This is a genomic window from Streptomyces sp. NPDC002537 (genome assembly GCF_053594975.1).
The window spans coordinates 1-10485 of sequence record NZ_JBSFWT010000144.1; the positions used below are offsets into that span (position 1 = coordinate 1).

Below are 10485 nucleotides of genomic sequence, written 5' to 3' on the forward strand. Positions count from 1 at the left end.
GACGGGCTGAAAATCCAGCCCGTCCGGCGATTGAGGACAACGCGGCGAAGCCGTGTTACGGGGGGCTGGGGGCTTGCCCCCGGTTACGGGAAGGGGCGGGGTGGGGGACAAAGCCCGCCGCAGGCGCAGCGGCGGGGCTCAGCCCCCCGCGACCTCGTCCACAAACGCCAGCGCCGCCCGCCACGCGGAATCGGCGGCCTCCGCGTCGTAATCCGCCAGCTCCGGATCCGTGAACAGATGCCCGGCCCCCGGGTAACGGTGCACCTCCACCTCCGCCCCGGCCCGCCGCATCCGCAGGTACCACGCGTTCAGCCAGTCGTGCGGCTCGAACGGATCCGGGTCCGCCACATGCAACTGCACGGGCAGCTCGTCCACGGAGGCGTCCTCGGCGAGGTCGGACGTGCCGTGCAGGAGCAGCAGCCCGCGCGCCTTCTCGTCGGCCAGGGCCACGTTCTGCGCGATCGAGCCGCCGAGCGAGAAGCCGGCGTAGACCAGCCCGCGGTCGGACAGCGGTGCCGCCGCCGTGATGGCGCGCTTCAGCAGCTCCTCCTTGCCGATCTCGTCCTTGATCGCCATGCCTTCCTCGACGGTGTCCGCCGTCCGGCCGTCGAAGAGGTCGGGGACGTGCACCTCGTGCCCGGCGGCGCGCAGCCGCTCGGCGGCGGCGTGCACGGCCGGCCGGAGACCGTAGGCCGAATGAAAAAGGACAATCGTGGTAGAGGACGCCACTGGAGTCACTTCCTTACAGGTGGATCGCGTGCCCCCATCGTGCCAGTTACGGTCGGAGGGAAGCGTCCACCGGTGAGCCGCGGCCGGCCGGAAGGAGCCGAGGTGTCCATGGAGGGCATATTGCGCCCGCTGTACGTGATCGGCGGCGCGCTGGTCGTCACCGCGATCGTGGGGTGGATCGCGGACCAGGCGCTGCGCCGGATCGGCGCCCGGAGCCCGGACACCCCGTTCTGGGGCCTGCTGCGACGCTGCCGGTGGCCGTTCCGGCTGGTGCTGTGCACGGCGCTGCTGCGGGTCGGCTATCTCTCCGCGGACCTCACGGCGTGGCGCCGGCAGGCGGTCGGCCAGGCGCTGACCCTGGTGCTGATCGGGGCGTGCGCGTGGCTGGGGGTACGGGTCGCCGTCGCGATAGTGGAGGCGATGTACGCGCGCTACGCGGCCGGTGCGCCCGACCCGGCCCGGGTGCGCCGGGTGCGTACGCAGGTGACGCTGATCCAGCGGATCGTCGCCGCGGCCATCTGTGTGGTGGCGGCCGCCGCGATGCTGCTGACGTTCCCGGACATGCAGACCGTGGGGACGTCGCTGCTGGCGTCGGCGGGCCTGATCGGCATCGTGGCCGGTGTGGCCGCCCAGTCGACGCTGGGGAACCTGTTCGCGGGGCTCCAGATCGCGTTCGGCGACGTGGTGCGCATAGGGGACACCGTCGTGGTCGGCGGCGAGTGGGGCAAGGTCGAGGAGATCACCCTCACCTATCTGGTGGTGGCCACCTGGGACGAGCGGCGCATCACCATGCCGGTGTCGTACTTCACGGGCAGGCCGTTCGAGAACTGGTCGCGCAACAGCCCCCGGATGACCGGCACGGTCTTCCTGCACCTCGACCACTCGGCGCCGATCGACCTGCTGCGCGAGCACCTGCACCAGGTGCTCAAGTCCTCCTTGGAGTGGGACGAGCGCAACTGGAGCCTGGTGGTCACCGACACCACTCCGACCACGATCCAGGTGCGGGCGCTGGTGACCGCGAAGGACGCCGACGACATCTTCGCGCTGCGCTGCGTGGTGCGCGAACAGCTGATCGCGTGGCTGCGGCGCGAGCACCCGTACGCGCTGCCGCGGGTGAACACCGCGCCCGCGCCGGGTGTGGCGGACGCGCCCGGTTCCGGGGCGGTCTGAGCGTCAGCCGCCGCGCAGGCTCCGTACGTCCAGGTGGCGCAGTACCCGGTCGACCACCTCGGGGTCGGCGCCGGGCTCGCTCCGGGCGGCGAGCACCTCGTGGCGGGCGGCCGAGAGCATCTCGCCCTGGATGCGCTGGACGGTGCGGATGCGGTCGACGCGCCGGGCGTGGGCCTCGCGCCGCTCCTCGTCGAGCATGTCGGGGCTGATGCGGGCGCCGACGTCGTACGCGCGCCGTTTGAGCTGCTCCATGAGGTCGTCGGGGATCTCCTCGCCCTGGCCGATCTCCATGAGCCGGAGCTTGGCGGCCTTGGCGGCGCGGACGGCGAGCCTGCGCGCGAACTCCCGCTCGGCGTCGGCGTCCGGCTGCACGCCCAGCAGCCGGACCAGCCGGGGCAGGGTCAGGCCCTGCAGGACGAGGGTGGCCATGATGACGGCGAAGGCGATGAAGAGGATCTCGTCGCGGGCGGGGAAGGGCGAGCCGTCGTCCATGGTCAGCGGGATGGCGAGGGCCAGGGCGACGGACGCGACCCCGCGCATCCCGGACCACCACATGATCACGGTCTCGCGCCAGCTCAGCGGGATGTCCTCGTCGATGTCCCGGCGGCTGTGCAGCCGCTTCGCCAGCCAGGCGGCGGGCAGCAGCCACAGCAGCCGTACGCCCACGACGACCCCGACGACGGCGGCGCTGACGCTCAGCATCTCGCCCCAGCGGCCCGCGGCGACGCCGACAACGTGGTGGAGTTCGAGGCCGATGAGGCCGAAGGCGACACCGGTGACGAGGGTGTCGACGACTTCCCAGAAGGTGTGCCCGGCGAGCCGTCCGAGGACGTCGTCGGCGTCCATGGCGTACTCGGCGAGGAAGAGCGCGGAGGTGAGCACCGCGAGGACGCCGGAGCCCTTGAACTCCTCGGCGAGGACGTACGAGACGAACGGGACCAGCAGGGTCAGGCCGATCTGCAGCGTGGCGTCGCCGAGCAGGTCCATCAGCCGCTTGGCCGCCCAGCCGAGCGCCAGTCCGACGGCCACGGCCACCACGGCGGACAGCACCAGCTCGCCGAACGCGCCAGGGAGCGAGAAGCTGCCGCTGACGGCCGCGGCGATGGCCACGTGGTAGAGCACGATGGCGGTGACGTCGTTGAAGAGACCCTCGCCCTCCAGGATCGACACCAGGCGGCGCGGCAGTCCGAGGGAGCCCGCGACGGCGGTGGCGGCGACCGGGTCGGGCGGGGCGACGAGCGCGCCGAGCGCGACGGCCGCGGCCACCGAGATCCCCGGGACGACGGCATCGGCCACCACGGCGACGGCCGCGGTGGTGACGAACACGAGCGCCACGGCGAGCAGGAAGATGGGCCGCACATTGGCCGTGAACTGCCGCCAGGAAGTGCGCTGCACCGAGGCGTAGAGCAGGGGCGGCAGCAGCAGCGGAAGAATGAATTCCGGCGGTACGGCCACATTGGGTACGAAGGGCAGCAGCGCGAGGACGATCCCGGCCAGCGTCATCAGCACCGGAGAGGGCAGCCCCAGCCGGTCCGCGAGCGGCACCATGACGACCGCCCCGATGAGCAGGACGAACAACAGGGCGAGCTGATCCACGGGGGCCCTCCGGGCGATATAACCGCATTTCGACCAGCCCCAGCCTGCCACGGGCTCTGCGAGGCGGCTCGGGAGGATCGGAGCGGCCTACGACCGCGTCCTCAATCGCCGGACGGGCTGAATCTCGCGGACCGTAGTCCGCAACCTGCGGACCTGTGGGTCAAAACCCACGGTCCGGAAAATCAGCCCGTCCGGCGTTTGAGGACAACGCGGCGAAGCCGTGTTGCGGGGGTCTGGGGGCTTGCCCCCAGTTTCGGGAAGGGGCGGGGCTGGGGAACAAGCCCGCCGCAGGCGCACCCGGGCGCCCCGGCCGACCGCCGGCCGCCAAGGCGCCAGGCGTCAGAGCACCTTCACCATGGCCCGGTGCGGAATCCCGCTGCCCTCGTCGAAGACGGGACCGAACGCCCCGTACCCCAACCGCTCGTAGAAGCCGAGCGCATGCGTCTGCGCCTCCAGATAGACCCGGGTCAGCCCCAGCCGCCGGGCCTCCTCCTCCACGGCGCGGACGAGGACGGCGCCCAGGCCCGTGCCGCGTGCGGCACGGGTGACGGCGAGCCGCCCGAGGACGGCCGTGGTGTCGTCGGCCACGCCCGCGTGGCCGTACTTCTTCCGGGCGGGCGCGCCGTGCAGGAAGCGGACCGTGCCCACGGGGCCGGCCGGGCCGGAGGCCAGGAAGTGGACGGCGTGCGCGTCGTACGCGTCCATCTCCTCGGCCTCCGGGACGCCCTGCTCCGCCACGAAGACCTCACGGCGCACCGCGTGGCAGCCGCTCAGGTCGTCGGGGCCGACGACGCGCACGGTCACGGGCGCCGCCGGGCTCATGAGCTCTCGGCCCGGATGATCTCCAGGGCGTGCCGCAGGTCTTCCGGGTACTCGCTCTCGAACTCCACCCAGCGCCCGTCCTCGGGGTGCTCGAAGCCCAGCCGGACGGCGTGCAGCCACTGGCGGGTGAGCTTCAGCCGCTTGGCGAGCGTCGGGTCGGCGCCGTAGGTGAGGTCGCCGACGCAGGGGTGCCGGTGGGCGGACATGTGCACGCGGATCTGGTGCGTGCGGCCGGTCTCCAGCTTGACGTCGAGGAGGCTGGCGGCGCGGAACGCCTCGATGAGGTCGTAGTGCGTCACCGACGGCTTGCCGTCGGCGGTGACCGCCCACTTGTAGTCGTGGTTGGGGTGGCGGCCGATGGGGGCGTCGATGGTGCCGCTCATCGGGTCCGGGTGGCCCTGGACCAGCGTGTGGTAGCGCTTGTCGACCGTGCGCTCGCGGAACTGCTGCTTGAGCAGGGTGTAGGCGCGCTCGGACTTGGCGACGACCATGAGGCCGGAGGTGCCGACGTCCAGGCGGTGCACGATGCCCTGGCGCTCGGCGGCGCCCGAGGTGGAGATGCGGTAGCCCGCGGCGGCCAGACCGCCGATGACGGTGGGGCCGGTCCAGCCGGGGCTGGGGTGCGCGGCCACGCCGACGGGCTTGACGATCACCACGATGTCGTCGTCGTCGTGGACGATCTCCATGCCCTCGACGGGCTCGGCGACGATCTGCACGGGCGCGGGGGCGGCCGGCATCTCGACCTCCAGCCAGGCCCCGCCGGTCACCCGGTCGGACTTCCCGGCCGCCGCGCCGTCGAGCTGGACCTTGCCCGCCGCCGCCAGCTCCGCCGCCTTGGTGCGGGAGAAGCCGAACATACGGGCGATGGCGGCGTCGACTCGCTCGCCTTCGAGGCCATCGGGTACGGGCAGGGCGCGGATCTCCGGAATGGTGCTCACCCGTCGAGTATGACGGACGGCTCCGACAGGCCCGTACGGCAGCGTCCGCGCGGACCCCCGCGGGCCCGCTCTCAATCGGTGTGGACGGTGCCGTCCGGGTCCAGACCGCGGAAGGAGAGGATCACGATCAGGAAGCCGCCGCAGACGATCGCGGAGTCCGCGAGGTTGAAGACCGCGAAGTGCGCGGGCGCGATGAAGTCCACGACACCGCCCTCGAAGCCGCCGGGCGAGCGGAAGAGCCGGTCGGTGAGGTTGCCGAGCGCCCCGCCGAGCAGCAACCCGAGCGCGATCGCCCAGGGCAGGCTGTAGAGCTTGCGGGCGATCCGGGCGATGACCACGATCACGGCGGACGCGATGACCGTGAAGACGATCGTCATGGCCTCACCGATGCCGAAGGCCGCGCCGCGGTTGCGGATGACCTCGAACTGGAGCCAGGTGCCGAACACCTCGATCGCGTCGTGGTGCTCCAGCTTGGCCACCACGAGGAGCTTGCTGCCCAGGTCGAGGAGGTAGGCGAACGTGGCCGCCACAAGGAGCACGCCGATACGCCGTCCGCCCCGCGCTCCGCCCGTCCGGCCGGCCGCCGCCCCGCTCTCCGGGGTACCGGTGGTCTGTTCCGCCTCTGTCACGTGAGTCCTTCGACGTCGTCCCGCGCTCCTGACTTGAGGACGAGGGTACGGCACGCACGCATGGCGGGTTCAGCGGCGTTCCTGGCGCTGCTTGCACTCCACACACAGGGTGGCCCGCGGAAATGCCTGCATACGGGCCTTGCCGATGGGCTTGCCGCAGTTCTCGCAGAGCCCGTACGTACCGGCGTCGAGCCGTTCCAGCGCCCGCTCGGTCTGCTCCAGCATCTCACCGGCGTTGGCGGCCAGGGCCAGCTCGTGCTCCCGGGTGATGTTCTTGGTGCCGGTGTCGGCCTGGTCGTCACCGGCGCCGTCACCGGAGTCCCGCATCAGCCCGCTGATCGCCTCCTGCGAGTGGGCGATCTCCGCACGCAGCCGCAGCACCTCGCTCTGCAACTCCGTACGGGCCTCCGAGACCTCCGCGGCCGACCACGGCTCCTCCCCCGGCCGCACGGCCAGCGCCCCTGCCCCTGTCCCGCCGCCCGCTGCGGCGGTGGCCCCGGCGGCCTTCGCCGCGCTCTTCTTGGCGGACACGGCCTTGGCCGCACTCTTCTTGGCCGGAGCGGCCTTGGCGGCCTTGGCCGGAGCGGCCTTCTTGGTGGCCTTGGCCGGGGCTGTCTTCTTGGCGGGCGAAGCCCCCGCCGCCTTCTTGGCCGACGAAGCCGCGGCCCTCTTGTTCGCAGGGGCGGCCTTGGCCGAAGCCGCCTTCGCCGCCTTCTTCACGGGCGCCGCCTTCGCCGCACCCTTCTTGGCCGGAGCGGCCTTGGCCGCACTCGCCGGAGCGGCCTCGGCCGCGGACGCAGACGAGGCGGGGCCGGCCTTCTGCGCGGGTGCGGCCTTGGCCGCCTTCGCGGCCGCAGTCTTCTTCGCCACCATGATCGCGGCCCCTTCACATTTTATGATCTTGCGCGCGAATCGTGCCGGAACGATAAATCCCCGCCGGGCACGCGGCAACGGGGCACGCCGGTCGCCACCGTTGTGCCCCGCCCCCGGCCCTGTAATCAGTCCCCGCACGGCCCCGCCGATATCCGGTGGGCCGCGGTCGGCACGGGCCCTTACACTGGGCGCAGCGAAAGGCGTGGAAGGGACGAGTAGCGCCGCACGCAGCCAGGAGCGACTCGGGGACGGTGGAAGCCCGGGGGCGTGCGCGGTGTGAAGATCAGCCCCGAGCCGCCGGAAGAACGCCCCGGGTCCGCCCGGCGGTCAGTAGAACCGGCATCGCGACCCAATGAGGGGGCCACAGGCGCAGCGTCTGCGGCCAAGGAGGGTGGTACCGCGGGAGCGCAGCGTCTCTCGTCCCTCCGACGGACAGCGCAATGACGTCCCGCCGGAGGAAGCACCCGATGAGTCCGCAGCCGCAGTACCACCAGGTACCCGCTCAGGTGGACCTGCCCGCGCTCGAGCACGCCGTGCTCGATTTCTGGCGCGAGAGCAAGGTTTTCGCCCGTAGCCTCGAACAGTCCGAAGGCCGCCCCGAGTGGGTGTTCTACGAGGGCCCGCCGACCGCCAACGGCATGCCCGGCGCCCACCACATCGAGGCCCGCGTCTTCAAGGACGTCTTCCCCCGCTTCCGCACGATGCAGGGCTACCACGTCGGCCGCAAGGCCGGCTGGGACTGCCACGGCCTGCCGGTCGAGCTCGCGGTCGAGAAGGAGCTGGGCTTCAACGGCAAGCAGGACATCGAGAAGTACGGCATCGCCGAGTTCAACGCCAAGTGCCGCGAGTCGGTGACCCGGCACACGGACGCCTTCGCCGAGCTCACCACCCGCATGGGCTACTGGGTGGACCTGGACGACGCGTACCGCACGATGGACCCCGAGTACGTCCAGTCGGTGTGGTGGTCGCTGAAGGAGATCTTCGACAAGGGCCTGCTGGTCCAGGACCACCGCGTCGCCCCCTGGTGCCCCCGCTGCGGCACCGGCCTGTCGGACCACGAGCTGGCGCAGGGCTACGAGACGGTCGTCGACCCCTCGGTCTACGTCCGGCTGCCGCTGACCTCCGGCCCGCTCGCGGGCGAGGCCGCGCTGCTGGTCTGGACGACCACCCCCTGGACCCTGGTCTCCAACACCGCCGTCGCCGCGCACCCCGACGTCCGCTATGTCGTCGCGACGGACGGCACGGAGCGGCTCGTCGTCGCCGAGCCGCTGCTGGAGAAGGCCCTGGGCGAGGGTTGGACGGCCACCGGCGAGTCCTTCACCGGCCGGGAGATGGAGCGCTGGGCGTACCGCCGCCCGTTCGACCTGGTCGAGCTGGAGGGTGCCAACTTCGTCGTCAACGCCGAGTACGTGACGACCGAGGACGGCACCGGTCTGGTGCACCAGGCCCCGGCCTTCGGTGAGGACGACCTCCGCACCTGCCGCGGCTACGGCCTGCCGGTCGTCAACCCGGTGCGCCCGGACGGCACGTTCGAGGAGGGCCTCGCCCTCGTCGGCGGGCAGTTCTTCAAGAAGGCCGACGAGGCGCTGGTCGAGGACCTGTCCGCGCGCGGCCTGCTGTTCAAGCACGTGGCGTACGAGCACAGCTACCCGCACTGCTGGCGCTGCCACACCGCGCTGCTCTACTACGCGCAGCCCTCCTGGTACATCCGCACCACGGCCGTCAAGGACCGGCTGCTCCAGGAGAACGAGAAGACCAACTGGTTCCCGGACTCGGTCAAGCACGGCCGCTTCGGCGACTGGCTGAACAACAACATCGACTGGGCGCTCTCCCGCAACCGCTACTGGGGCACCCCGCTGCCGATCTGGCGCTGCGAGGACGACCACCTCACCTGCGTCGGCTCGCTCGCCGAGCTGACCGAGCTCACCGGCAGCGATCAGAGCGCGCTGGACCCGCACCGCCCGTACATCGACGACGTCACCTTCACCTGCACCGCCGACGGCTGCTCGCACACCGCCGTCCGCGTGCCGGAGGTCATCGACGCCTGGTACGACTCGGGTTCCATGCCCTTCGCCCAGTGGGGCTACCCGTACAAGAACAAGGAGCTCTTCGAGAAGCGCTATCCGGCGCAGTTCATCTCGGAGGCCATCGACCAGACCCGCGGCTGGTTCTACACCCTGATGGCGGTCGGCACCCTCGTCTTCGACAAGTCGTCGTACGAGAACGTGGTCTGCCTCGGCCACATCCTCGCCGAGGACGGCCGGAAGATGTCCAAGCACCTGGGCAACATCCTCCAGCCGATCCCGCTGATGGACCAGCACGGCGCCGACGCCGTCCGCTGGTTCATGGCCGCCGGCGGCTCCCCGTGGGCCGCGCGCCGCGTCGGGCACGGCACGATCCAGGAGGTCGTCCGCAAGACGCTCCTCACCTACTGGAACACGGTCGCCTTCCAGGCCCTCTACGCCCGGACGTCCGGCTGGGCGCCCTCCGCGTCCGACCCGGCCCCGGCCGACCGCCCGCTGATCGACCGCTGGCTGCTCAGCGAGCTCAACGCCCTGACCGACCAGGTCACCCAGGCCCTGGAGGCGTACGACACGCAGCGCGCGGGCAAGCTGCTGTCGTCCTTCGTGGACGACCTGTCGAACTGGTATGTGCGGCGCTGCCGCCGCCGGTTCTGGCAGGGCGACGCGGCGGCGCTGCGCACGCTGCACGAGGTCGTCGAGACGGTCACCCGGCTGATGGCGCCCCTGGTGCCGTTCATCACCGAGCGGGTGTGGCAGGACCTGGTGGTCCCGGTGACTCCGGAGGCCCCCGCGTCGGTGCACCTGTCGACCTGGCCCCAGGCCGACGCCTCGCTGATCGACCCCGAACTGTCCCGGCAGATGCTGCTGGTGCGCCGTCTGGTCGAGCTGGGCCGCGCCACCCGCGCGGAGTCCGGCGTCAAGACCCGGCAGCCGCTGTCCCGCGCGCTGGTCGCGGCCGCCGGCTTCGAGGCCCTGGGCCCGGAGCTGCGCGCCCAGATCACCGAGGAGCTGAACGTGTCCTCGCTCGCCTCCCTCTCGGAGGTCGGGGGCTCGCTGGTCGACACCACCGCGAAGGCGAACTTCCGGGCGCTCGGACGGCGCTTCGGCAAGGGCGTCCAGGCCGTGGCCAAGGCCGTGGCCGAGGCGGACGCCGCGGCGCTGTCGCTGGCCCTGCGCGAGGGTACGGCCTCGGTGGAGGTCGACGGCGAGACCGTGGCGCTCTCCCCCGACGAGGTCATCATCACCGAAACCCCGCGCGAGGGCTGGTCGGTGGCCTCCGACTCGGGTGCCACGGTGGCGCTCGACCTGGAGATCACCCCGGAGCTGCGCCGGGCGGGCCTCGCCCGTGACGCGATCCGGCTGATCCAGGAGGCCCGCAAGAACAGCGGCCTCGACGTCGCCGACCGGATCGCCCTGCGCTGGGTCTCCTCGGACGAGGAGACCACCACCTCGCTGGTCGAGCACTCCGGGCTCATCGCGGACGAGGTGCTCGCCACCGACTTCGAATCCGGAGAGGCCGACGGCTCCTACGGCGAGCCGTTCGAGGACGAGGGTCTCGCCCTGACGTTCCGTCTCCGCAAGGCGTAACGAACCCACAAGAGCCGGTCGTCCGGGAGCCGCATGCCGGCTCGCAGCACGCCCGCACGCTCGACATCGACACCGTCCGCACCGCCTTCGCCGCCGTCACCTCGCCGGGCCGGCTGG

At 71.8% G+C, this 10485-nt stretch carries 8 protein-coding genes; 2 read left to right on the plus strand and 6 right to left on the minus strand.

Translation table 11 applies throughout. The annotated features are described in order from the left end of the window. Nucleotides 1-138 precede the first annotated feature (138 nt). Entirely contained in the window at nt 139-729 is a 591-nt protein-coding gene (locus ACWD4A_RS34095) for a dienelactone hydrolase family protein (protein ID WP_451200134.1), read from the minus strand. Nucleotides 730-837: 108 nt separating this feature from the next. On the opposite strand from ACWD4A_RS34095, the gene ACWD4A_RS34100 reads away from it, so the two are divergent. Beyond that, nucleotides 838-1899 (plus strand): mechanosensitive ion channel family protein, encoded by a 1062-nt coding sequence (locus ACWD4A_RS34100; protein WP_451200137.1) that lies wholly within the window; start codon nt 838-840, stop codon nt 1897-1899. A 3-nt stretch (nt 1900-1902) separates the two neighbouring features. On the opposite strand, the gene ACWD4A_RS34105 is transcribed toward ACWD4A_RS34100, so the two are convergent. The 5 genes from ACWD4A_RS34105 to ACWD4A_RS34125 all read right to left on the minus strand — a co-directional run bounded on the left by ACWD4A_RS34105 (nt 1903) and on the right by ACWD4A_RS34125 (nt 6757). Further along, nucleotides 1903-3495 carry a Na+/H+ antiporter gene (locus ACWD4A_RS34105; protein WP_451200139.1) on the minus strand — a complete coding sequence of 531 codons (1593 nt, stop codon included), beginning with the start codon at nt 3493-3495 and terminating at the stop codon, nt 1903-1905. 339 nt (nt 3496-3834) lie between these two features. Continuing rightward, the gene (locus ACWD4A_RS34110; protein WP_451200141.1) at nt 3835-4317 is read right to left on the minus strand and encodes a GNAT family N-acetyltransferase; all 483 of its coding nucleotides are present in this window, start codon (nt 4315-4317) and stop codon (nt 3835-3837) included. Then, nucleotides 4314-5255, minus strand: a complete 942-nt coding sequence (locus tag ACWD4A_RS34115; RefSeq protein WP_451200143.1) for an RluA family pseudouridine synthase — start codon at nt 5253-5255, stop codon at nt 4314-4316. The genes ACWD4A_RS34110 and ACWD4A_RS34115 overlap by 4 nt, the downstream gene beginning before the upstream one ends. Nucleotides 5256-5326: 71 nt before the next feature. After that, entirely contained in the window at nt 5327-5884 is a 558-nt protein-coding gene (gene lspA / locus ACWD4A_RS34120; protein WP_451200145.1) for a signal peptidase II, read from the minus strand. Between the two features lie 69 nt (nt 5885-5953). Beyond that, entirely contained in the window at nt 5954-6757 is an 804-nt protein-coding gene (locus tag ACWD4A_RS34125; protein WP_451200147.1) for a TraR/DksA family transcriptional regulator, read from the minus strand. Nucleotides 6758-7224: 467 nt separating this feature from the next. On the opposite strand from ACWD4A_RS34125, the gene ileS reads away from it, so the two are divergent. After that, nucleotides 7225-10368 (plus strand): isoleucine--tRNA ligase, encoded by a 3144-nt coding sequence (gene ileS / locus ACWD4A_RS34130; RefSeq protein ID WP_451200149.1) that lies wholly within the window; start codon nt 7225-7227, stop codon nt 10366-10368. The last annotated feature ends 117 nt before the right edge of the window (nt 10369-10485 follow it).

Coding starts and splice junctions, on each gene's coding strand:
- ACWD4A_RS34100 (WP_451200137.1), top strand. CDS start 838: ATGGAGGGCATATTGCGCCCGCTGTACGTGATCGGCGGCGCGCTGGTC.
- ileS (WP_451200149.1), top strand. CDS start 7,225: ATGAGTCCGCAGCCGCAGTACCACCAGGTACCCGCTCAGGTGGACCTG.
- ACWD4A_RS34110 (WP_451200141.1), bottom strand. CDS start 4,317: ATGAGCCCGGCGGCGCCCGTGACCGTGCGCGTCGTCGGCCCCGACGAC.
- ACWD4A_RS34125 (WP_451200147.1), bottom strand. CDS start 6,757: ATGGTGGCGAAGAAGACTGCGGCCGCGAAGGCGGCCAAGGCCGCACCC.